23 protein-coding genes are annotated in these 22198 nt (G+C 74.0%); 9 read left to right on the top strand and 14 right to left on the bottom strand.

The features are described 5' to 3' along the window. Position 1 precedes the first annotated feature (1 nt). Positions 2-748 (bottom strand): acetoacetate decarboxylase family protein, encoded by a 747-nt coding sequence (locus tag MRBLML1_RS06080; RefSeq protein WP_364512821.1) that lies wholly within the window; start codon positions 746-748, stop codon positions 2-4. After that, positions 745-2826, bottom strand: a complete 2082-nt coding sequence (locus tag MRBLML1_RS06075) for an SDR family NAD(P)-dependent oxidoreductase (RefSeq protein ID WP_364512818.1) — start codon at positions 2824-2826, stop codon at positions 745-747. The genes MRBLML1_RS06080 and MRBLML1_RS06075 overlap by 4 nt, the downstream gene beginning before the upstream one ends. A gap of 84 nt (positions 2827-2910) precedes the next feature. Here MRBLML1_RS06075 and MRBLML1_RS06070 point away from each other — a divergent pair, with 84 nt between their 5' ends. Next, positions 2911-3531, top strand: coding sequence for a TetR/AcrR family transcriptional regulator (locus tag MRBLML1_RS06070; protein ID WP_364512815.1), 621 nt, complete (start codon positions 2911-2913; stop codon positions 3529-3531). Here the strand turns inward: MRBLML1_RS06070 and MRBLML1_RS06065 are convergent. From MRBLML1_RS06065 to MRBLML1_RS06050, 4 genes are all read right to left on the bottom strand, one after another. Continuing rightward, positions 3520-4065 (bottom strand): anthranilate synthase component II, encoded by a 546-nt coding sequence (locus MRBLML1_RS06065; protein WP_364512812.1) that lies wholly within the window; start codon positions 4063-4065, stop codon positions 3520-3522. The two genes, MRBLML1_RS06070 and MRBLML1_RS06065, sit on opposite strands and share 12 nt — an antisense overlap. A 93-nt stretch (positions 4066-4158) precedes the next feature. Continuing rightward, a complete protein-coding gene (locus tag MRBLML1_RS06060) occupies positions 4159-6075 on the bottom strand; it encodes an anthranilate synthase family protein (protein ID WP_364512809.1) in 1917 nt (638 codons plus the stop codon). Positions 6076-6117: 42 nt separating this feature from the next. Further along, on the bottom strand, positions 6118-6471 hold the full coding sequence (locus MRBLML1_RS06055) for a hypothetical protein (protein ID WP_364512806.1): 354 nt from the start codon (positions 6469-6471) through the stop codon (positions 6118-6120). A gap of 19 nt (positions 6472-6490) precedes the next feature. After that, on the bottom strand, positions 6491-9019 hold the full coding sequence (locus tag MRBLML1_RS06050) for a CHAT domain-containing protein (protein ID WP_364512803.1): 2529 nt from the start codon (positions 9017-9019) through the stop codon (positions 6491-6493). Between the two features lie 113 nt (positions 9020-9132). Here MRBLML1_RS06050 and MRBLML1_RS06045 point away from each other — a divergent pair, with 113 nt between their 5' ends. Beyond that, positions 9133-10542 (top strand): S8 family peptidase, encoded by a 1410-nt coding sequence (locus MRBLML1_RS06045; RefSeq protein WP_364512801.1) that lies wholly within the window; start codon positions 9133-9135, stop codon positions 10540-10542. A gap of 3 nt (positions 10543-10545) precedes the next feature. On the opposite strand, the gene MRBLML1_RS06040 is transcribed toward MRBLML1_RS06045, so the two are convergent. Both MRBLML1_RS06040 and MRBLML1_RS06035 read right to left on the bottom strand, forming a co-directional pair. Further along, positions 10546-11019: a hypothetical protein gene (locus MRBLML1_RS06040; RefSeq protein WP_364512798.1), complete on the bottom strand. Its 474-nt coding sequence runs from the start codon at positions 11017-11019 to the stop codon at positions 10546-10548. Further along, complete coding sequence (locus MRBLML1_RS06035) at positions 11016-11609, bottom strand: RNA polymerase sigma factor (RefSeq protein WP_364512796.1); 594 nt, start codon at positions 11607-11609, stop codon at positions 11016-11018. Before MRBLML1_RS06035 ends, MRBLML1_RS06040 begins: the two co-directional genes overlap by 4 nt. Before the next feature lie 148 nt (positions 11610-11757). Here MRBLML1_RS06035 and MRBLML1_RS06030 point away from each other — a divergent pair, with 148 nt between their 5' ends. Both MRBLML1_RS06030 and MRBLML1_RS06025 read left to right on the top strand, forming a co-directional pair. After that, a complete protein-coding gene (locus MRBLML1_RS06030) occupies positions 11758-12129 on the top strand; it encodes a hypothetical protein (protein ID WP_364512793.1) in 372 nt (123 codons plus the stop codon). 13 nt (positions 12130-12142) lie between these two features. Then, positions 12143-12418 carry a hypothetical protein gene (locus MRBLML1_RS06025; RefSeq protein WP_364512790.1) on the top strand — a complete coding sequence of 92 codons (276 nt, stop codon included), beginning with the start codon at positions 12143-12145 and terminating at the stop codon, positions 12416-12418. A 49-nt stretch (positions 12419-12467) separates the two neighbouring features. Here the strand turns inward: MRBLML1_RS06025 and MRBLML1_RS06020 are convergent, their stop codons facing one another. After that, on the bottom strand, positions 12468-12980 hold the full coding sequence (locus tag MRBLML1_RS06020; protein WP_364512788.1) for a MarR family winged helix-turn-helix transcriptional regulator: 513 nt from the start codon (positions 12978-12980) through the stop codon (positions 12468-12470). Positions 12981-13047: 67 nt separating this feature from the next. Here MRBLML1_RS06020 and MRBLML1_RS06015 point away from each other — a divergent pair, with 67 nt between their 5' ends. Further along, positions 13048-14256: an MFS transporter gene (locus tag MRBLML1_RS06015; RefSeq protein WP_364512785.1), complete on the top strand. Its 1209-nt coding sequence runs from the start codon at positions 13048-13050 to the stop codon at positions 14254-14256. Here the strand turns inward: MRBLML1_RS06015 and MRBLML1_RS06010 are convergent. Further along, positions 14253-15767, bottom strand: a complete 1515-nt coding sequence (locus MRBLML1_RS06010; RefSeq protein ID WP_364512782.1) for a flavin monoamine oxidase family protein — start codon at positions 15765-15767, stop codon at positions 14253-14255. The genes MRBLML1_RS06015 and MRBLML1_RS06010 overlap by 4 nt on opposite strands. Positions 15768-15830: 63 nt before the next feature. Here MRBLML1_RS06010 and MRBLML1_RS06005 point away from each other — a divergent pair, with 63 nt between their 5' ends. The 4 genes from MRBLML1_RS06005 to MRBLML1_RS05990 all read left to right on the top strand — a co-directional run bounded on the left by MRBLML1_RS06005 (position 15831) and on the right by MRBLML1_RS05990 (position 18739). Further along, positions 15831-16511 (top strand): TetR/AcrR family transcriptional regulator, encoded by a 681-nt coding sequence (locus MRBLML1_RS06005; protein WP_364512779.1) that lies wholly within the window; start codon positions 15831-15833, stop codon positions 16509-16511. After that, positions 16508-17155 (top strand): class II aldolase/adducin family protein, encoded by a 648-nt coding sequence (locus MRBLML1_RS06000; protein ID WP_364512777.1) that lies wholly within the window; start codon positions 16508-16510, stop codon positions 17153-17155. The genes MRBLML1_RS06005 and MRBLML1_RS06000 overlap by 4 nt, the downstream gene beginning before the upstream one ends. Then, the gene (locus tag MRBLML1_RS05995; protein WP_364512774.1) at positions 17152-18069 is read left to right on the top strand and encodes a carbohydrate kinase family protein; all 918 of its coding nucleotides are present in this window, start codon (positions 17152-17154) and stop codon (positions 18067-18069) included. Before MRBLML1_RS06000 ends, MRBLML1_RS05995 begins: the two co-directional genes overlap by 4 nt. A 91-nt stretch (positions 18070-18160) precedes the next feature. Beyond that, positions 18161-18739 (top strand): GNAT family N-acetyltransferase, encoded by a 579-nt coding sequence (locus MRBLML1_RS05990; protein WP_364512772.1) that lies wholly within the window; start codon positions 18161-18163, stop codon positions 18737-18739. Between the two features lie 18 nt (positions 18740-18757). Here the strand turns inward: MRBLML1_RS05990 and MRBLML1_RS05985 are convergent, their stop codons facing one another. The 4 genes from MRBLML1_RS05985 to MRBLML1_RS05970 form a co-directional block, all read right to left on the bottom strand. Beyond that, a complete protein-coding gene (locus MRBLML1_RS05985; protein ID WP_364512769.1) occupies positions 18758-19687 on the bottom strand; it encodes an ABC transporter substrate-binding protein in 930 nt (309 codons plus the stop codon). Positions 19688-19723: 36 nt separating this feature from the next. Beyond that, the gene (locus MRBLML1_RS05980; protein WP_364512767.1) at positions 19724-20488 is read right to left on the bottom strand and encodes an amino acid ABC transporter ATP-binding protein; all 765 of its coding nucleotides are present in this window, start codon (positions 20486-20488) and stop codon (positions 19724-19726) included. Continuing rightward, positions 20485-21444, bottom strand: a complete 960-nt coding sequence (locus MRBLML1_RS05975) for an amino acid ABC transporter permease (protein WP_364512764.1) — start codon at positions 21442-21444, stop codon at positions 20485-20487. Before MRBLML1_RS05975 ends, MRBLML1_RS05980 begins: the two co-directional genes overlap by 4 nt. Positions 21445-21519: 75 nt before the next feature. After that, the gene (locus MRBLML1_RS05970; RefSeq protein WP_364512762.1) at positions 21520-22188 is read right to left on the bottom strand and encodes a GntR family transcriptional regulator; all 669 of its coding nucleotides are present in this window, start codon (positions 22186-22188) and stop codon (positions 21520-21522) included. Positions 22189-22198: the final 10 nt, after the last annotated feature.

Below are 22198 nucleotides of genomic sequence, written 5' to 3'. Positions count from 1 at the left end.
GTCAGAGCGCTCTCGGTCGGAGACGGGTGGCGGGGAACAGCGGCGTGAGGGGCCGGACCGGGACGGGCGGGCTGCCGGCGGACAGGTCGACCCGGTGCAGGCGGGCATCGACGACCCGGCCCAGCCCCATCCGGTGCAGCGGGTCGCGCTCGGAGCCGCCGACCTCGACCTCCAGGTCGACCCGGCGGGTCTCGATCGGGTGCTCGCCCGGCGTGAACGCCAGCAACCGCGGCAACGCCAGGCCCATCGTGCCGATGACGTTGCGGTGCGGGCGGCCGAGGAAGGGCGGCGCGTCGTCGAGCACCTCGCCCAGGGTCCCGCGCATCGTCAGCAGCCGCGCACCCTTGCGGGTCGCGCTCGCCGCGACCCGGTCGCCGTCGAGCCGCCAGTCGATCTCGCCGAGCTTCTTCGGGTAGCCCAGCAGCTCGCGGCCCAGGATCAGTGCGACGTCGTCGTCGAGGATCATCCACGGGCAGTGGATCCCCGTGCCCCGCAGGGTCTTCACGTGCACGAACAGCCCGGCCTCGTGGTAGACCGAGCCGAAGTTGCAGTCCGGGAACCACGCGGTGAAGAGGTCGGCGCGCGCCGGCTCGGCGAGGCGTACGCCGAAGGGCAGCCAGGGGCGCATCACGGCGGGGTCCACCTCGACGGTGGCCGCGAGGTAGTGCGCGTCGCGGTAGAGCAGGCCGCGCGGCGGGGCCAGGCGCAGCAGCTCACGGATCCCGACACGGGCGTCGCGGCCGCTCATCGGCCGCGTCCGTAGACCCGCGCGAGGACGGGACCGAGGATGCTGCGCGGGGCGTGCTGGCCGCCGATGTCCTGCAGCTTCGCGGTCGTGCCCGGCACCACCCGCCGGCGGCCCCGCTCGAGGCCGGTGACGGCGGCCTCGGCGGCCTCCTCCGCGCTGACCCAGGCGAACGACGGCAGCCGGTCCGCGAGGGCGCCCAGCGCGGACACGTCGGCGAACTCCGTGCGCACCGGGCCGGGCGCGAGCAGGGTGCAGGTGACGCCGGTGCCGCGCAGCTCGGTGTGCAGCGACTCGGCGAGGGTGTTGGCGAAGGCCTTCGAGGCGGCGTACGTCGCGTTGTGCGGGCTGGGCTGGTTGCCGGCCGTGGACCCGGTCACGAGCACCGCGCCACGCCGCCGGGCCACCATGCCCGGCAGCAGGTCGAGGACGAGGTCGTGCACCGCGACCACGTTGACGGCGACCTGCTCGCGCTCGCGGTCCGGGTCGAGCTCGGTGAGGGCGCCGTACGTCGCGAACCCGGCGTTGAGGCAGAGCACGTCGATCGGCGACTCGCGCAGGGCCCGGACCAGCCTGGCGCGCTCGTCCGGGTCGGCGAGGTCCGCCGGCCGCACGTCGACCGGTACGCCGTGGTCGCTGCGCAGGCGGGTGGCGAGCTCCTCGAGCCGGTCGGCCCGCCGGGCGACGAGCACGAGCCCGTGCCCGCGGGCGGCGAGGCTCTCGGCGAGCGCGGCACCGATGCCGCTGGACGCGCCGGTGACCACGGCACGGCCGGACGCGGTGGGGGTGGGCAGGGTCATTCGACGTCCTCTCAGGGAGCGGGTGGCGTGCAGGGTGCGCAGCAGGACCCGGGCGAGCCGGATCCGGCCGACCAGGTCGGCGGAGCTGGCGAGCATCGAGGAGCGCGCCGGCAGCCAGCGGGCGACCACGTCGGAGAGCGGCTGGTCGAGCTCGTCCTGCGCGAGGATCGCCTCGGCGAGGAAGTCCGATCCGTGCGAGATGATCCGGCCGGCACCCGAGCGCGGCGCGACGGTGCCCCAGACGTAGAGGTTGGCGTAGCGCGGGACCAGGGCGTGCTGGACCAGCAGCGGCTGGCCGTCCTCCCAGGAGAGCACGTCGTCGTCGAGCATCGGGAAGCGGGTGTGGAAGCCGGTGGCCCAGACCAGGCAGTCGTACTTCTCCGAGCTGCCGTCGCGGAAGAAGACGACCTCGCCGTCGAGGCGCTCGATCTCGGGGCGCACCTTCACCCGGCCGTGGCGCAGCGCGTAGAGCAGGGTGGAGGAGACGGTGACGTCCTTGCTGAACAACCGGTGGTCGGGCTTCTGCAGGCCGTACCAGCGGTAGTCGCCCCAGCTCATCCGGAGCAGCGGGTGCATGACCAGTCGCTGCAGGGCGAGCGGCGCCCAGACCCGGTCCAGCTCCGAGGACGGGATGCCGAACATGGTCTTGGGCAGGAACCAGTAGCCACGGCGCATCGAGATGTCCGCGCTGCCGAAGGTCGTCGACGCCTCGACCGCCAGGTCGCTGGCGGAGTTGCCGGCACCCACGACGAGCACCCGGTCGCCGGGGCCGAGGTCGGCGGGCCGCTTGTAGTCCTTCGAGTGCAGCTGCCGGCCGGTGAACTCGCCCGGGTAGTCCGGGATGTTGCGGTCCCAGTAGTGACCGTTGGCCAGTGCGACCGCCTTGTAGCGACGCACCCGGCCGTCGGCCAGCTCGACGTACCAACCGGCGGTGCCGTTGCCGTCGACCGGCCGGACCCTGGTCACCTCGACCCCCAGCTCGAGGTGCTCGCGCAGGCCGAACCGGTCGACGTACGACTCCAGGTAGGCGAGCATCTGCGCGCCGCTGGGGAAGGTGGGGTAGTCCTCGGGCATCGGGTGCTCGACGTACTGCGTGGAGGCCTTGGAGCTGATCAGGTGCGTCGAGTCGTAGACGCCGTGCGACCAGTTGCCACCGACCCGGTCGGTCGCCTCCAGCTGGTCGTAGGCGATGCCGGCCTGCTTCAACGCCCGGGCCAGGCCGTTGCCGGCATAGCCCGCGCCCACCAGGCACACCCGCTCGCTGCGGTCCTCCGCGTCCATCGCCGCCTCATTCCTACAGTGACTGTAGATTACAGTCTGTGTAGCATTGGCGAGGATGTCAACGGGTGGAGGAGGATCGGCCGAGTGACGAGCAGCACGCCGGGCAGACGGCCGTACGCCGCGCGGATGGCTCCCGCCGAGCGCCGCGAGCAGCTGCTCGACGCGGTGCTGCGGGTGGTCGCCGAGCAGGGCGTGCACAAGGTCTCCATCGACGTGGTCGCCCGCGAGGCCGGCGTGACCCGCCCGGTCGTCTACGCCCACTTCGCCGACAGCAACGCGCTGCTGCGCGCCTCCCTCGACCGCGAGGAGCAGGGCGCGCTGGAGCAGATGGCGCGGGTGCTGCCCGACGGGCGCGAGGAGTCCTTCGCCGAGAGTGCCGTCGCCACCTTCGGGCGCTACCTCGACGCCGTGCTGGAGGAGCCGGAGCGGTGGCGGGCGATCTTCATGATCGCCGACAGCAGCACCCCGGCCTTCCGGGCCCGGCTCGACCGGGGCCGGCGCGGGGTGGTCACGACGCTGGAGACGGCACTGGAGACGGCACTGGACGCGGCCGGCACGGCGACCGACGTACCGGTGCTGGCGCGGTTGCTCGTCGCGGTCGCCGTCGAGTCCGGACGGACGGTGCTGACCGAGCCCGAGGACTTCCCGCCCGCGCGGCTGCGGGCGTTCGCCGAGCAGCAGCTGCGCCGCCTGCTAGCGGTCTAGGAAGCGCGCCACCATCCGGGCACCGTGCTCGGAGAGCACCGACTCGGGGTGGAACTGCACGCCCTCGATCGGCCGGCTCCGGTGCCGCACGCCCATGACCGTGCCGTCCGCGGCCCACGCCGTCGCCTCTAGCACGTCGGGCAGCCGCACTGCCGCGAGCGAGTGGTAGCGCACGGCGGCCAGCGGCGACGGCAGCCCGGCGAACACCCCCCGCCCGTCGTGGGTCACCGCCTCCACCGTCCCGTGCGCCGGCTCGACACGGCCGACCTCGCCGCCGTGCGCGAGCACGATGGCCTGCATCCCGAGGCAGACGCCGAGCACCGGCTGATCGTCCTCGAAGGTCCAGCGATACTCACGGGGGTGGCCGGGGCCGGGCGAGAGCACGACGTGGGAGTACGACGCGAGGTCGACCGGCTCGTCCCACTGCACGACCGTCGGGAGCACGCCGGTCACACCGGCGACGAGGTGGACCAGGTTCCACGTGTAGGAGTCGCGGTGGTCGACGACCAGGACGTCGGGGGTCGTCACCGGCATGACCCTGTCGTGGCGCCGGGACTCATGGCGACGATCGTGCCGTCCGGGGCGAGGCCACGCCAGCGCGATCGCGCCAGCCGTGGACGACTCGGCTCACAGCAGGACGTCTGACAACAGGTCGTGGATGATCGCGAACCCGTGCTCGGTCAGGATCGACTCGGCGTGGAACTGCACGCCGCGGAAGTGCGGGCCGGCGACGGCGTTCACGTCGCCGGTCCCGGGGTCCGCGTCGACCCGGACACCGTCGGGCAGCGGGGTGTCCTCGGCGACCCGGCCGACGAAGGTGTTGTAGAAGCCGACCCGCTCGGGGCGGCCGTCGAGCAGCACGGTCGCCTGGGTGCCCTGGAAGACGATGTCCTTGTAGGCCAGCGGGATGCCGAGGGTGTGGCAGAGCGCCTGGTGGCCCAGGCACACGGCCAGGAACGGCTTCTCGTGGGCGAGCAGCCAGGAGACGGCCGCGCGCAGGTTGGCCATCTTCGGGTCGGCGTCGTCGCGCGGGTCACCGGGACCGGGGCCGACGATGACGAGGTCGTAGCCGTCGAGCACGCCGTCGGCGTACTCCTCGTGGCGCACGACCTCGCTGGTCATCCCCATCCGCGCCAGCAGGTGGCGCAGCATGTTCACGAAGTCGTCCTCGCCGTCGAGGATCACCGCGCTCCTGCCGGCCAGTCGCGGGTCCGCGGGGGTGCCGGCCTGGTCGGCGAGCCAGAAGCCGGAGAGCCGGTTGTTGCGGCTGTTCAGCGCGATCAGCACCTCCTCGTCGGCGACCAGGGTGGCGATGTCGGTGGTGGGCACGGGAGCCGGCGGGACCAGGCCGAAGGCGGAGAGGATGCCGCCGGCCTTCGCGTGCGTCTCGGCCACCTCGTACGCCGGCACGGAGTCGCGCACGAGCGTCGCACCCGCGGTGACCTTCAGCTCGCCGGCGGGCGAGACGTCCGCGGTGCGCAGGATGATCGGGCTGTCGAGCACGGCCTCGCCGGCCTCGTCTCGGCCGAGGAGGGCCAGCGCGGAGGCGTAGTAGCCACGCCCCTCGGGCTCGTACTGCTTGATCAGCCGGCAGGCGTTCTCCACCGGCGAGCCGGTGACCGTGGCGGCGTACATCGTGTCGCGCAGGACCTCGCGGACGTCGCGCGTGGTGCGCCCGGCGAGCAGGTACTCGGTGTGGATCAGGTGCGTCATCGGCTTGAGGAAGGGCCCGAGCACCTGGCCGCCCTCGGTGCAGATGTCGCACATCATCTTGAGCTCCTCGTCGACGACCATGAAGAGCTCGTAGATCTCCTTCTCGTCGCGCAGGAACTCCCGCATCCGCGCCTCCGTGCTGCGGGTGTCGCCGGCGGGCGGGCGCAGGTGGAAGGTGCCGGAGATGGGGTTCATCCGGACATCGCCGCCGTGCACCGAGACGTGCCGCTCGGGGCTCGCGCCGATCAGGAAGCGGTCGCCGGTGAAGAAGACGAAGGTCCAGTAGGCACCGCGCTCGCGCTCCAGCAGGCGCCGGAAGACAGTCAGCGCGACGTCGGCGCCGAAGTCCGCGACGACGGCGCGGTAGTTGCGGCCGATGACGAGGTTGGCGCCCTCGCCCTGGCCGATCTCCTCACCGATGATCTGCGCGACGAGCTTGCCGTAGTCCTCGTCGTCGGTCTCGAAGCCGCCGCGGTCGGTGAACTCCACCGGCACCTCGTCGATCGCGGCCACCACGTCGGCGACGGAGAACTCGTGCTCGGACCGCACGTCCACCACGACGAGCGGGGTGCCGTCGTCGTGCGCCTCGAAGCCGCGCTCGCGCACCTGCCGGAAGGGGACCGCGACCAGCCGGTCGCAGATGTGCCCCGGCTCCGGGATGCCCGTCTCCAGGGGGATGTCGGTGATCGACTCCACCTCCGAGCGGGTGCCGCCGAGCACGCCGACGGTGTCGCGGTCGCCCGCGCGGGTGGAGCGCCGGATGATCGCCCAAGCCTCGTGCCCCTGGACGGCCGCGATGGCTTCCCGGGCGGTGAGGCTGGATCCAGTCATGGCCGAAGCCTATGCGGGCGCGGGTACGGCGCCGCGAGGGTCTCAGGCGACAGCGCCCGCCAGGCGCCCCGCCAGGCGCCCCGCCAGGACGAGGACGAGCGACCAGGCCGGCAGCACGGCGACCGCGAACGCCAGCAGCACCGTGCGCCAGTCGACGGCGGGCGACCAGCGCACCCGGGCCACCTGGACGAGGAGGACCGCGAGAGCCAGCATGATCGCGCCGGCGGCGAGGTCCGGCAAGGTCGCCAGGCCGGCGTACCGATCGGGGTGGCGGGCCATGTGCACGCACCCGGCGACCGAGACGGCACCGACGACGAGGGCGGCGAGCGCGAGGGCGATGAGGAGGCCGACGAGACCACCTCGGACGGCGGACTCCTCGACGGGCGGCTCGGCCACACCGGCAGGCTAGCCGTCGTCACACCCCCAGCGCGAGGAACGCGGCCGCCGTACCGGCCATGACCGGGTCGCCACCGGCGTGCCCGCGGACCGCGTGTAGCGCGGTCGCCGGGTCGCTGCCGGACGCGAGCGCGGCGTGCAGCTCGCCCATCAGGTCCGCGGTCGCGACGTCGTTGACCTCCGCCACGCTGCTGACCAGTCCCGCGGTGCCGAGCGCGAACAGCGCCGCGGCCAGGCCCAGCAGCTCCTCCGCACCCACCGGCGCCACGACACCGGACTCGCACGCCGACAGCACGACCCGGTACGGCGCCCGCCGCACCCGCTCCAGCTCGTGCACCGTCAGCGGCCCGTCCGCCAGGTCCAGCGCCGAGAACAGCGGGCTGTCGGCGCGGAAGCTGCCGTGCGCCGCGAGGTGGACGAGGTCGGCGCCGTCGAGCGCCCGCAGCACCGCGTCGAGGGTGGCCGCAGGCCCGTCGAGGAGGGTGGCGGCCGGGTGGCCGGCCGCGAGCAGCGGCACCTCCGCTCCACCGGTCGCCAGGCCCGGACCGCTGACGAGGACGGTGCGGCGGTCCCGCGATCGCGGGGTGGCCCGCGCCCGGAGCCACGCCCCCGCCGACGGCACGACGGCGAAGGGCCGCTCCCCCAGCACGGGCAGCAGCGACCAGGCCAGCCCGTGCAGGCGGGCCGTCGGCGCGAGCACGACCGGTCCGTCGGGGAGCAGCCGCGCGGCGTCACCGAGGATCGCCCGCTGCAGCTGCTCGCCCAGGCCGCGCATGTCGGCCGCCCGGCCGCGGGACGCCCGGCGCAGCAGCATCTGGGTGGGAGCCAGCAGCGCGGCGACCTCGTCGGTGGGGGCGGCGACCCGGCGTCGTACCGTGCCGTGGGAGACGACGAGCACGTGCAGCACGCCGTCCACGTCGACGAGCTCGACGAGGCACCCGTCGCCCACCGCCGCCACCACCTCCTCCACGCCCGGCGGCCGCTGCTGGGCCGCGGTGCTCGCCGACAGCGTGTGGCTCTCCGCACGCACGGCGCGCTCCAGCCGGAGCCGCTCCCGGGCCAGCGCGTCGGCGGGCTCACCGGCCTGCCGGGCCTCCGCCAGCCGCCGCCCGTTGTCGCGCAACGCCGCCAGGGAGCGGGGGATCGTCGCCGCGTCCGAGGTGGCCGGCGGCTGCGCGAGCGCCGTCGCACGGGTCCGCTCGCTCCATCGCAGCAGCGTGCGCGGGTCGTCCGCCGCGTGCCGCAGGGCGATCGCCGTCAGCTCCCGGCCGTGGGTGGTCGCGAGAGCGCGCAGCTCCGAGGAGCCGATCAGCCGCCGGTGCTCGTCGATCGCGTCGAGCCCGGCCGCCGCGGCCCGCAGCACACCGCCGCGATCGCCCATCTCCTCGCGGGCCAGGGAGCGGGCGTGCCAGGCGGCGGCCCGGACGAGCGCGTTCGGGTGGGTCCGGTACGACGCGGCCCGCTCCCAGTGGGTGAGGCGAGCCGGTCCCGTGGCGTGGTGCCCGGCGAGGGTGAGCGCGACCGGGGCGTCCTCGGAGCGCTCCTCGTCGAGCGCTCGCGCAAGCTCGGCGGAGCTCGCCGGCAGCTCCTCCCCCAGCGCGTGCAACGCCCGCGCGGACATCAGCCGCGCGCGGCGCTCGAACCATGAGCGGCCCTGGGCGCGGAACATCGTGGTCGCACGCTCCGCGGCCGCACGCGCCTCCTTGGCCTCGCCACCCGCGAGCCGGGCCCCGGCCAGCAGCAGCTCGAGCTCGCTCTGCTCGACCAGCGGCAGGGCGCGGGCCGCGTCGTGCTCGCGCAGCAGGCGCACCGCCTCGTCCGGGAGGCCGGCCGCGAGGGAGGCCGACGCGGAGAGGGCGACGAGGTCGAAGCGTGGCGGGACGCCGGCCGCGCGGTAGTCCGCCCGGGCCCGCTCGTAGAGGCGGAGGGCATCGACCACCGCCCCGCTCACGACGGCGATCTCCGCGAGGTTCTCCAGCGCGGCGATCCGCTCGACCACCGCGCCGGCCGCGGCCAGCTCGGCAGCCGCGGCCGCCGTCTCGGTGCGAGCCACGTCGATCCGCCCACGGCGCAGCTCGACGAAGCCCAGCCACACCCGGGTGCGTCCCACCCACAGGTGGTCGTCGGGAGGCAGCGCGCGCATCGCCTCCCGCAGCACGGCAACGGCGTCGTCGTACCGGCCCAGCACGGCGAGGACGCCGCCCTTGCGCATCCGGATCCGGGCGGCCGGGGCCCCGCGCGCGTCGTGCAGCGCCCGGTCGAGCTCGGCGAGCCCGGCGCGGAAGTCCCCCGCGAAGGCCAGCGATCCGCCCAAGGTGGCGCGGACGTCCTGCTCCCGTCCGGGATCACCGCACTCCACCGCCGCGACCACCCCCTGGCGCAGCTGGGCGATCGCTTCGGCGGTCGCACCGGCGTGCCTCAGGACGATGCCGAGGCACTGGTGCGCGTAGGACCGCAGGCACGGGTCTCCCTCCGCGTCGAGGACCGCCTGCGCGCGGCGCCGCGCGGCAGCAGGGTCCTCGATCGCCAGCGCGAGCAGATCGTCCACGACGGTCCTCGATTCCGACGTCCCGGCGGTCCTTTACGGGCACCGCGCGGCGGGACTACGTTAGCGCCGCAGCCGGTCGGCGACCGCCTGTTCCGTCACCCCCAGGAGCGGTCATGAACGAATCCGCGGGTTCCTCGTCTCCGACCGGCCTGCTGCGTGAGCTGGTCCGCAGGCTGCGGCCTCCGTTCTCCCGTGGCGGGCGACCGCCGGGCAAGGACGTCGCCGCGGCCCGGATGCGCGCCCAGGTCGACGTGCTGCGCCGGGCGTTCCGCGAGGCCGGGCTCGAGGTGGCGGGCGCACCCGTCGAGGGCAGCCGGCCACCGCGCGACGATGCCGACGTCCACTACCTCTACCGTCCGGGCCGGGCGCTCCTGCGGGAGGCCGACTTCGAACGGGTGCGGGACTTCCTCGACACCGACGAGCAGCGACGGCGCTTCGAGGGAGAGCTGGGCCGGGACGAGAGCCGGGTGCCCGGGCTGGTCCTCGCCACGCTGCCCCGTCGCCGCGACCGGCGCGACGACGTCCTCGCGACCTTGGAGGAGATCCAGGAGGCCGGGATCCTGCCGCCCGACGCGATCACCCCCGACCACGTCGTCTACGTGACGCCCAAGGGCTACCTCTGCCCCGCCACCGAGCCCGAGACCCCGGCCGACCGGCGTCCCCGCCCCTGGCCCCCGGCCGCCCGCGCGAGCGCCCGGGGCCGCGGCGAGCAGGTCAGGGTGGCGGTCGTCGACACCGGGCTGTGGACGGACGCCGTCGGCAGCAAGCAGTCACCGTGGCTCGACGCGAGCACGGTCTTCGCCGACCCGAGCGACGTCGAGGTGGTCGACCCCCAGGCCATCCACCCCTACGCCGGCCACGGCACCTTCGTCGCCGGCGTGATCGGCTGCCTGGCGCCGGGCACCCGGGTCGAGGTCGAGGGCGTGCTGACGCACGGGGGCGCGGTCTACGAGTCGGAGATCGTCGCCCAGCTGCACGAGGCGATCAACGACGACGACCACCCGCAGGTCATCAGCATCTCCGCGGGCACGCACACCCGGGGCGACTTCGCCTCGCTCGGGTTCGCGGTCCTCGGCGAGGTCAACCGGCTCAGCGAGCGCGAGGACGTCCTGGTCGTGGCGGCGGCCGGCAACGACGGCAGCGACAAGCCGTTCTGGCCCGCTGCCTTCGACTGGGTCGTCGGCGTCGGCTCGGTCGACCCGGACGCGAAGGCGTCGGACTTCTCCAACGTCGGGCCGTGGGTGGACGTCTTCGCGCGGGGCCGCGACCTCGTCAACGCCTTCCCGAAGGGCGTCTACACCTGCCACGAGCCGCCGAACGCCGGGCAGGTGCGGACCTTCGACGGCCTGGCCCGGTGGAGCGGCACGTCGTTCTCCACGCCGGTCGTGACGGGGCTGGTCGCGGCCCGGATGCGGGCGACGGGCCAGAGCGCCCGCTCCGCGTGGAACGACGTCCTCGCCGGCGCGACGACGACCACCGACCCGCGGGCGGGGCAGATCCAGGTGGTCGGCCCGCTCACCTGAGCGTCAGAGGGTCACCCACGGGGTGGTGAGCGACCACCCGCCACGAGCGACCACGAAGCGCGCGGCGCCCGCGCCCACCCCGGCGAAGCGGACGAAGCCCGCGGTGTCGGTGCTCTCGACGACGTCGTCGGCACCGGGCCGCTGGAGGGTGACGGTGGCCGGGCCCTCGCCCGCGGCGGCGTCACCCTCGGCGACGACCTCCGCGAGCAGGCGGTCCCCCTCGACCTCCACCTCCAGGGTGAGCCCGCTGCGGCCGAACGCCAACGACCGCGGGCCGTCGGCGGCCGAGCGCACCGCGGCGCCGGCGTCCAGCGCGGAGTCGTGCAGCAGCTCGGCGAGCTCCTCGTCGACCGAGCGCCAGGTGAAGGCGGCCCGGGCCGCGTCGCGGCGGCGTTCGGGCACCGCCTCGGCGTCGGCGACGGCCTGCCCCAGCAGCGCCATCAGCTCGTCGTCGTCCATCGCGTCCCACTCAGTCACGATCTCTCCCCTCCCACGAGATCAGGTCCCAGCCCCCGCAGCGCGCGGGTACGGCGCAGCTGGTCGAGCGCGCGCGCCCGGGTCGGTCCGATGCTGCCGACCGGGATGCCCAGCCGGCGGCTGATCTCCTCGTAGGCCAGGGGCGGGTCGGTGAGCAGCAGCAGGAGCAGGTCGCGCCGCGCGGCGGGCAGCTCCTCGAGCGCCTCGCGCAGCAGCCGGCAGCGCTCGGCGGCCAGCAGGTCCGCCTCGGCGACGTCGTCGGCCACGGCGTCGAGCCCGCCGCGGGCACCGGCCTCCTCCTGCGGGTCCACCGGCCGGACCCGGCCGCGGGCGGCCAGCAGGCGCAGGCACTCGTTGCGGGTCGTCGTACGGATCCAGCCGGGGAGGGCGTCGGCCTCGCGCAGCGCGCCGAGGTGCTCCACCAGGCGCAGCCACACGGTCTGGCTGACGTCGTCGCCGTCGGCCTCGGAGAGCCGGTGGCCCCGCACGATCGCGCAGACCAACGGCAGGAACCGGTCGACGATCGCGTCCCACGCATGCTGGTCTCCTTCCCGCGCCGCGGGGACGAGCGTCGACAGGGGTTCCGGCACCTGTGCATCGTCCCGCACATCGGATCACCGAGCCAGTACCGCAGATACCTCGAATTCTCGTGTATCAACCACCGGCGCCGGCCGGTCCTCCTCCCGTCAGATCGCAGCGGTGAGCTCCCACCGCTCGGCTCCCGGAAGGAAGATCGACATGACCTGGAACGAGACCCACGAGCGGATCCGCATCATCCGCGAGGTCGAGGCGGCCGCGGCCGCCGACATGACCGGCGCCCTCCCGTGGCGGGAGGAGTGGAGCGCCTACTTCGACGGCCCCGCCGGCCTCGTCGCGGCCCTCCGCGCCCGCTGGAACCACATGTGCGAGGCCCAGCTCGACCCGCAGGACCGCGAGGACCGGCTCGACGACAGCTACGGCCGCCTGCGCCGCACCCAGGCCGCGACCCTGGCCATCCTCCGGTGCGCGGACGCCACCGCCACGGAGCTGCTGACGCTGACGGGACCGCGTCCCCTGCCCTCCCCGACGCGGTCCCGTCGGTTCCACCGCGGGCCCGTCCTGCCGGTCTGAGCGGGGTACGACGATGCTCGAGCTGACGTACGTCGCCGCCACCAGCCGGCTGGACCGGCTCGGCCACCAGGAGCGCCGGGTGCTCCAGCTGATCGCGCACGGGCAGTCCGACGCGGCCATCGGCCGCCAGCTCGGGCTCTCCCTGCGCGCGACCGAGGAGACCTGCCGCCGGGTCTTCGACACGCTCGGGCTGGTGCCGTCGCCGTACCTGGACCGCCGGGTGCTCGCCGTCCTCACCCTGCGCCAGGCCCGGACCTCGGCGCCCGTGGACCACCGGCGGGCCGGCTGAGGACCCGGCCGCGTCGCCGGGTTGTGGGGCCCGGCGACGTGGCCTCCGCTCAGGTGGTCGCCGTGCGCTGCTCGGTGCGGACGGCGACCTTCTTGAGCAGCCGGTTCAAGGTGGCGAGCTCGCGCTCGCTGAGTGCGCCGGCCAGGTCGTTCTCCGCCTCGCCGCGGATGCCCATCGCGCGGCGCCAGATGGCGATCCCCGCCTTGGTCACCTCGACGATCACCCGGCGCCGGTCCTCCACCGAGGGGATCCGCCGGATCCAGCCGGCCCGTTCCAGCCCGTCCAGGCGACCGGTCATCCCGGCGCCGGACACGCCGAGCTCGGCGGCCAGCTCGGTCGGGGAGGCGGAGCCGGGCGTGTCCCGGATCATCAGCACGTGCAGGGTGTCGTACTCGAAGTCGGTGAGCCCGACGTCGGCCACCGCGTGCTGCTTGGCCTGGCGCAGGTAGCGCGCGATCCGGCCCATCCGCACGAACGCCGCCTCGACCTGCTCGTCGAAGTCGAGGTCGAGCCAGTGGTCGCGCCACCGCGCGACGTGGCGGTCCGTCCAGTCCTCGGCCATGACCTCAGGCTAGTCGGCGAGTTACTTAGTTGCCGAATACTTCGCTAGCGAACTAGTCTCTGCGCCGATGTCCTCCCCGCTCACCTCCCGCGACTTCCGCTGGCTCGTCTCCGGGATCACGGTCAGCGGTCTCGGCTCCGCGATGACCCCGGTGGCCCTGGCGTTCGCCGTCCTCCACCTCGGCGGTACGGCGACCCAGCTCGGCCTGGTCGTCGCGGCCTTCGCGCTCGCCGACGTCGTCACGATCCTCTACGGCGGCGTGCTCGGCGACCGCCTCCCGCGCCAGCTCCTCATGCAGGGCTCGGCCGCCGCGACCTGCGTCAGCCAGGCGATCTGCGCCGTCGTGCTGGTCTCCGGGCACGGGACGATCCTCTTCCTCGGCCTGATCGGCGTCGTCAACGGCTGCCTCGGCGCGATCGCGCAGCCCGCCTCCAACGCGCTCACCCGCTTCACCGTCACCGAGCAGCAGCTGCCGCGGGCGGTGGTCCTGCGCAGCCTGGCCCACCAGACGTCGTACGCCGTGGGGTTCGCGGCGTCGGGGGTCATCGTGGCGGCCGCGGGCCCGGGCTGGGCGATCGCCGTCGACGCGCTGACCTACGCGCTGGCGGCCTGCTGCTTCGCCCTGATCCGGACCGACGCGCCCCGGGCCGCCGGCGGTGAGCGGATCCTCACCGAGCTCGCCGACGGGGCGCGCGAGGTGCTCCGCCACACCTGGCTGTGGCTGCTCATCGGGCAGGCGCTGCTCTACCACCTGTGCTTCGGCGGCGCCCAGGGCGTGCTCGGCCCGATCGTCGTCGGCGACACCTGGGGCGAGCAGGCCTGGGGCTGGGCGATGGCCGCGCTGATGGCGGGCTTCGTGGTCGGCGGGCTGGTCGCGCTGCGCTGGCGCCCGGCCCACCTGCTGCGCGGGGGCGTGGTGGTGCTGAGCCTGACGGCCGCCTTCCCACTGGCGATGGCCCTCGCCGACGACCTCTGGCTGGTGCTCGCGGGCGCCGCGGTGCACGGCATCGGGCTCCAGCTCTTCAGCGTCAGCTGGGACCTCGCCATCCAGGAGAACGTCGCCGAGGACAAGCTCTCCCGGGTCTACGCCTTCGACCTCGTCGGCTCCTTCGTCTGCCGCCCGCTCGGCCTGGCGCTCACCGGCCCCGTCGCCGGCGTCGTCGGCACCCAGCGGTGGCTGGTCGTCGTCGCGGTCGTGATGGGGGTCAGCTCGCTCGCCGCGCTCGCCGCGCCGTCGGTGCGTCAGCTGAGGCGGCGCCCGGCGCCGTCGTACTAGAGCAGCGCGAGCACCTCGGCGGCCGCGCGCCCGCCCGAGCGCACCGCGCCGTCCATGTAGCCGGTCCAGTACGTCGAGGTCTCCGTGCCCGCCCAGTGCACCCGGCCGTAGGGGGTGCGGATGTGCTGGCCGAGGGAGGCCAGGACGCCGGGCGGGTACGTCGCGACGGGCCCGCCGCGGGTCCACTGCTCGTGGGTCCAGTCGTGCTCGGTGTACTCGATCGGCGTCAGCGCCTTCGGGCCGAACATCTTGGCGAACCCGGCGAGCACCGCCGTCCGCCGTTCGGCGGGGGACAGGCTGCCGTACTGCTGCCACGTCGAGCCGCCGACGAAGGCCAGCAGGATGCCGTGCCCGGTGTCCGCCACACCGTTGTCGAAGGCGACCCGGACCGCACCGGCGTCGGCGAGGCCGAACCCGGTCAGCCCGGCGGCACGCCAGAAGGGCGTCTCGTAGACCGCGTCGCACTTCATCAGCCGCCCCATCCGCAGCTGGGTCAGCAGGTCGCGGCGGCCGGCGGGCAGGCCGGGCAGGTCGATGTCGAGCACCTGCTTCGGCGGCGCCGAGATCACCACCCGCCGGCAGGTGACCGGCCCGCGGGTGGTGTGCACGACGGCGCGGTCGTCGAGGTGCTCGACGCGGGTGACCGCGGCCGCGAGCGCGACCTGGCCGCCGAGCCGCCGGGCGAGGGCGAGCGGCACCCGCTGCGAGCCGCCGACGAAGCGGCGCTCCTGCGCACCCCCGACGACGTCGGAGTTGCGGGCGAAGGTGCCGGTGTGGGACTCGTCGCCGGAGCAGGAGATGTAGTGGAGGACGTAGAGCAGCGAGAGCTGGTCGGGGTCGGCGCCGAACCCGGGCTGGGTCCAGGCCTTGATCAGGTTGTCGATGCCCTTGCTGTTGAGGGTGTTGCGCCGGATCCAGTCACCGAGGGTCATCGCGTCCCAGGCCGCGGCCTTCGGGTGGGTCCACGGCGTGGCGACGGGGACCTGGGCGGCCATCGCGTCCAGGCGCTGGAGGGCGAGCGCGGCGTCGAGCAGGATGAACGGGTCCGGCGGCACGGTGCCGGTGAACTCCTGGCGACCCAGCAGCGGGTGGGAGGAGACGTAGACGTTCTTGCCGGTGGCGTGCTCGGCGAAGGTGGCGATGCCGAGCTCGTCGGCGAGCGCCTTGATGTGGTTCTGGGTCGGGCCGATGAAGGCGCCGCCCGCCTCGATGGTGCCGCCGGTGTCGAGCCCGTGGTTGAGCACCCGGCCGCCGACCCGGTCGCGCGCCTCGACGACGAGGACCGAGCGGCCGGCGCGGGCGATCCGGTCGGCGGCGACCAGCCCGGCGATGCCGCCGCCCACCACGACGACGTCGACCTCGGGCGGCAGCCCGTCCTGCAGGGTGCCGGCCGTGACCTCGGCGGCGAGGGCCTCGGTGGCCCGCGCCTCGATGGCCAGGGCGCCGAGCGCCAGGGCGCCTCCGGCCAGCAGGCCGCGGCGGCCCACCGTCATCGCGTCGTCGGGGAGCATCGCGGACCTCCAGCAGAACGTGAATCTGTGTCAGTTTCTGGTTCGGGAGGCTACACTGCCGCCATGCCTTCCGCCACCGTCGACGGCTCAACGACCGAGGGCGCCTCGGGTGCTGTCGGCCCGAGCCGCCGCCGACTGCCCACCCAGGCACGCTCGCGCGAGCGGGTCGAGCGGATCCTCGACGCGGCCGCCCAGCTCGTCGTCGCCGACGGTGTCGAAGGACTGAGCACGCGCTCGATCGCGGACACCGCCGGGCTGCCGGTCGCCTCGCTCTACCAGTACTTCGCCGACAAGGAGGCCGTCCTGCTCGCCCTCTGCGAGCGGGACATGGCGGAGATGGACGACCAGGTCGCCGAGGACCTCGCGGCCCTGCCCGAGGTCACCATGGCCAGCCTCGTGGACACCTCGATGCGGGCGTTCGTGAAGGTCTACCACCGCCGTCCGGCGTTCATGCAGATCTGGATGCGCGGGCGCACCAACACCGCGGTCTACGACTACGGCCGCCACCACAACAAGCGGATCACCGAGAACCTGCTCGCCTTCGCCGTCGACGCCGGCCTCGTCGACCGCGGCGACTTCACCGAGACCGAGCTGCACGCCATCGGCGAGCTCGCCGTCGAGCTGGGCGACCGCGCCTTCCAGCTCGCCTTCGAGCGCGACCCGCACGGCGACGAGTTCCTCATCGACCAGGCCATCGAGCTGGTCACCGGCTACCTCGGCCGGGTCACGGCGGACCCCCGGTGACCGACGCCCTGCGCGCCGCGGTCGCCGCGGCGGCCCGCCGGCTCGCCGAGGCCGGCCTGCTCGTCGGCACCGCCGGCAACGTCAGCGCCCGCGACGGCGACCTGGTCGCGGTCACCGGCACCGGCGTCACGCTCGGCGCCTGCACCGCCGACGACGTCACCGTGGTCGCGCCGACCGGTGAGGTCGTCGCCGGGCGCCTGGCGCCCACCTCCGAGCTCGCCCTCCACCTCGGCGTCTACGACGACGGGCCCGCCGGCGCCGTCGTGCACACCCACGCGCCCTTCGCCACCGCCCTCGCCTGCGTGCTCGACGAGCTGCCGGTGCTCCACTACCAACAGCTCGCGCTCGGCGGCGCGATCCGCGTCGCGCCGTACGCCACCTTCGGCACGGCCGCCCTCGCCACCCACGTCCGCGGCGCGCTGGCCGGCCGCAGCGCCGCCCTGCTCGCCAACCACGGCTCGGTCGCGCTCGGCGCCGGGCTCGACCAGGCCGTCGACAACGCCCTGCTGCTGGAGTGGCTGTGCCAGCTCCACCACCGCGCCAGCGCCCTCGGCACGCCGCGGGTGCTCAGCGAGGAGCAGCAGGCCGACGTCGTCCGGGCCGCGCTGGAGCGCGGCTACGGCACCCCTCAGGAGATCCGATGACCATGACCGTCGCTGCCGTCGGCGTCCACGTGCTCGACACCCACGTGCTCGGCATCGAGTCCATCCCGCAGGGCTCCGAGGGCCAGCTCGTCGAGACGATCCGGATGTCGCCCGCCGGCACCGCCGGCGGCACCGCCGTGGTGCTCAGCCGGCTCGGCGCGACGGTCCGGTCCTACGGCGCCGTCGGCACCGACGCCGTCGCCGACACCCTGCTCGCCCTGCTCGGCCGCGAGGGCGTCGACACCTCCGGGCTGGTCCGCAAGGACGGCGCGCAGACCTCCGCCTCCGTCATCCCGGTCCGTCCGAACGGCGACCGGCCGGCCTGGCACTGCATCGGCGCCAACGGCGCCTTCACCCTCGACGACCTCCCCGACGACCTGCTCGACGGGCTCACCCACCTCCACCTCGGCGGCCCGGAGTTCCTCGGCGGCGACGCGGCCGGGGAGCTGCTGGCGCGGGCCCGGGCGGCGGGCGTGACCACCTCGGTCGACGTCCTGGCACCGGGGGACGCGGACCTGCTCGCCTGGATCGCCGGGGCCCTCCCCTACACCGACTACCTGCTGCCGAACGACGAGCAGGTGCTCGGCTTCACCGGCGCCGCCACCCTGGCCGAGGGCGCCCAGGCGCTGCTCGCCCACGGGGTCGGCTGCGTGGCCGTCACCCAGGGCGCGCGGGGGGCGCTCGTCGTCTCCGCCGGCGGCGTCGTCGAGGTGCCGGCCCTCCCGATCGAGGTCGTGGACACCACCGGCTGCGGGGACGCCTTCTCCGCGGGCTTCCTGCGCGGCCTCTCCCTGGGCCGTACGCCGGCCGACGCCGCCCGGCTCGGCTGTGCGACCGCCGCGCAGGTGGCCCAGGGCGTGGGCACGGACGCGGGTGCGTACGACCTGGCCACGGTGGAGGCTCTCGCGGGGTAGTCCCTGACGAAAAGCACTGATTCCGGCGCCGGAAGAGTGCTTTTCGTCAGGGACTACCGCCGTCGGTGGCCCGTTCTGGCACGATCGCGGGATGACCTCGTTCGAGATCCGGCCGTCCACCGAGGCCGACACGGAGGCGAGCCGGCGCGTCGTGGCGGCGGCGTTCGGCGACGAGGCCGAGCAGGTCGTCGGCGTGTGGTCCGACGTGGTCGCCCGCGGCCTGGCCCGCGCGCAGCTGGTCGCGGCCGACGGCGACGAGGTGGTCGGTCACGTCGGGCTCAGCCACGCCTGGCTCGACGCCCGCTCCGAGCTGATCGACATCCTGGTGCTCAGCCCGCTGAGCGTCGTCCCCGAGCGGCAGGGCACCGGCATCGGTGCCGCCCTCCTCGCCGCGGCGGTGGCGGAGGCGGAGCGGCTCGGCGTACCGGTGGTGGTGCTGGAGGGCGACCCCGGCTACTACGCCCGGCACGGCTGGGCCCCCGCCTCGTCGTACGGCATCGAGGCACCGTCGCACCGCATCCCCGGCCCGGCGTTCCAGGTGGTCGCGCTGCGCGGGCACGAGCCGTGGATGACCGGGCGGGTCGTCTACCGCGACGTGTGGTGGGAGCACGACGCGGCCGGGCTGCGCGACCCGGTGCTGGCGCAGGTGGAGATGAGCCTGCCGGACTGACGGGCGCTCAGCCCGCCCTCACCCCGCGGGCGCCTGGGCCGGGTCGGTCAGCAGCTCGATCTCGTCCTCGGTCGCGGCGAGGTCGGCGACGTTCCACCGCTCCAGGATCTTCGCGTAGGTCCCGTTGCGGACGATCTCCTTCATCGCCGCCTCCAGGGCCGGCCCGAGCCCGGTCCGCTTGTCCACGATGATCCCCTGGGGCACCGAGTCCAGGACCAGCTCCTGGATCTCCAGCGGCAGCTTCTGCGAGGAGACGGTGTAGCCCAGGGTGTCCTGGCCCTCGGCGGTGATCTCGGTGCGCCCGTTCATCTCGGCCAGGATCTGCGCGGAGGCGGTCGGGTAGGTCATCACCTCGACCGGCTCGTTGCCGGCGGCGGTGCACTCCTCGCTGACCTTCTTCACCTGGTCGACGAAGTAGGACCCGGCGAGCACGCCGACGGAGTGGCCGCACAGGTCGGCCTCCTCCTTCACCTCGATGTCGCTGCCCTTCTTCACCGCGAAGGCGGTGCCCAGGCTGAACTCCGTCACGAAGTCCACCTGCTCCAGGCGCTCGGCGGTGACGCCGAAGTCGGAGGAGGAGATCTGGAAACGGCCGCCGAGGAGGCCGGGGATGAGGGAGTCCCAGGTGCCGATCGACTGGTTCTCGATCGGTACGCCGAGCACCTGCGAGAGCGCCCGGACGATCTCCGGCTGGATGCCCACGAGCTCCCCGTCCTGCAGGAACTCCTGCGGCGGGAGGTCGTTGTACTGCCCGTTGTCGATGCCGGAGCGATACTTCTCCGGCACCAGCTTCGCGATCGCCGGCACGGCCTCCAGGTCGCCGGCCGGGGGCTTGCTGGGCATCGAGCCCTTCGCGTCGTCCGCGGACGACGTGCCGCAGGCAGCCAGGCCCAGGGTGAGGGCGGCGGTGGCGAGCCCGGCGAGCAGCCGGGACGGGTGGTGGGACATGGGGTTTCCTCTCGGTGGTACGACGGGTGGCGGTGCTCAGAGCACCTTGGAGAGGAACGCCCGAGTGCGTTCCTGCTGCGGGTCCTCCAGGACCGCGCGCGGGGCGCCGCGCTCGACGACGACACCGCCGTCCATGAACAGCAGCGAGCTGCCGACCTCGCGGGCGAAGCCGATCTCGTGGGTGACCACGACCATCGTCAGACCGCCCTCGGCGAGGTCCTTCATGACGTCGAGGACCTCCCCCACCAGCTCCGGGTCGAGGGCCGAGGTCGGCTCGTCGAAGAGGACCACCTCCGGGTCCATGGCCAGCGCGCGGGCGATCGCGACCCGCTGCTGCTGGCCGCCCGAGAGCTGGCGCGGGTAGGCGTCGGTGCGGTGCTCCAGGCCGACCCGGGCCAACAGCCGCCGCGCGTCCTCGCGCGCCTGGGCGATGGGCCGGCCGAGCACCCCGACCGGCGCCTCGACGACGTTCTGCAGCACCGTCAGGTGCGGGAAGAGGTTGAAGGACTGGAAGACCATGCCGATCCGGGCCCGCTGGGCCGCGAGCTCCTTCTCCGGCAGGCTGACCAGCGTCTGCCCGCGCTCGCGGTAGCCGATCAGCTCGCCCGAGAGCTCCACCCGGCCCCGGTCGATGGTCTCCAGGTGGTTCAGCGAGCGCAGCAGGGTGCTCTTCCCCGACCCGGACGGGCCGATGATGCACATCACCTCGCCCCGCTCGACGTCCAGGTCCACGCCCTTGAGCACCTCGAGCGCGCCGTACCTCTTGTGCACGTCGCGCACGCGCAGGATCACCTCGCTCATGCCGCGGCCCCCCGCACGCGCAGCGCCCGCAGCCGTTGCCAGGGCGTCGGCGGCAGCGTGTTGCGGCTGCCGCGGGCGTAGCGGCGCTCGACGTAGAACTGACCGATGCTCAGCAGGGTCGTGACGACGAGGTACCAGAGGCTGGCCACGATGAGCAGCGGGATGGTCTGGAAGGTGCGTTGGTAGACCAGCTGTGCGGAGTAGAGCAGCTCCGGCATCGAGGTCACGCTGACCAGCGCGGAGGACTTCAGCATGCTGATGACCTGGTTGCCGGTCGGCGGTACGACGACCCGCATCGCCTGCGGCAGGATGATCCGCCGCATCACCCGGCGCCCGCGCATGCCGAGCGCGCGGGCCGCCTCCTGCTGGCCCTGGTCGACCGAGAGGATGCCGCCACGCACGATCTCCGCCATGTAGGCGCCCTCGTTGAGCGCGAGGGCGAGCAGCGAGGCCATCAGCGGGGTGACCACCACGTTGGTGTCCCACGCTTGGAAGGTCGGTCCGCCGAACGGGATGCCCAGGGTCAGCTCCGGGAAGAGCGCGGAGAGGTTGTACCAGAAGATGATCTGCACGAGCAGCGGCGTGCCGCGGAAGAACCAGACGTAGGCCCCGGCGATCCCCGACAGCAGCTTGACCGGCGAGAGCCTCATGACGGCGGTCAGGACACCGATCGCGATGCCCGCGAGCATCGCGATCGCGGTGAGCTCGAGGGTGCGAGCCAGGCCACGGAGGATCTCGGCGCTGAAGAAGTACTCCCGGACGACGTCCAGCTGCAGGTTGGGGTTGGTCAGCAGCGACCTCAGCAGCGCGGCCGCGAGGACCGCGACCAGCGCCGTGGCGACCCACCACCCCGCGTGCAGCCGGTGCGCGACGCGGATCTCGGTCGCTGAGGGCTGGTCCCGCACCGGGCGCGGTGGCGCTCCGGACGGGCTGCTCGGGGACGTGGCCTGGCTCACAGGCGTCACACTACGATGTGACATTGCACTGGCACAAGAGCGAGAACGCCACGACTCGCGGCCGGTGCGGGCCGCTCAGTCGGTGACGGGGTGGGCCCAGCGGCCGCGGGCCTGCTCGATGTGGCTGACGAGCAGTCGCTCGACCAGCGCCGTGTCGCGCGCCTCGATCGCGTCCAGGATCGTGTGGTGCTCCTCCGCGCAACCGACCAGCTCGCCGCGCTCCAGGAGCGAGGCCAGGCCGTAGAGCCGGGTGTGCGCGCGCAGCTCCTCGACCAGGGTGCTGATCCGCCGGTTGCCGGCGTACGCGAGCAGGCGGAGGTGGAAGGCCCGGTCGGTGTCGGTGTAGGCGATCAGGTCGCCGGCGAGGGCGCCGTCGACGATCGCCTGTGCCATCCGCCGCAGCTGGCGGAAGTCGGCCTCGGGGATGTCGGGGGTCACCTGCGCGACCAGGCGCGGCTCGAGCAGCAGCCGCAGCTCGGTGATCTGGTCGAGGTCCGACTCGTCCACCTCGGTGACCCGGTAGCCCTTGTTGGGCACGGTCTCGACCAGCTTCTCCCGCACCAGGTCGAGCATCGCCTCGCGGACCGGCGTCGCGGAGACGCCGAAGCGCTCACCCAGCGCGGGCGCCGAGTAGACGACCCCCGGCTCCAGCTCGCCGGAGACGATGGCCGCCCGCAACCCGTGCGAGACCCGCTCGCGCAGGCTGGTCTTCTCGACCGGCCGGATGCTCCTGATGCTGCTCACGCGGACCCTC

It is taken from the genome of Nocardioides sp. LML1-1-1.1 (genome assembly GCF_040676175.1).
Lineage (GTDB): Bacteria > Actinomycetota > Actinomycetes > Propionibacteriales > Nocardioidaceae > Nocardioides.
This window is presented reverse-complemented; position numbering and strand designations above follow the sequence as displayed.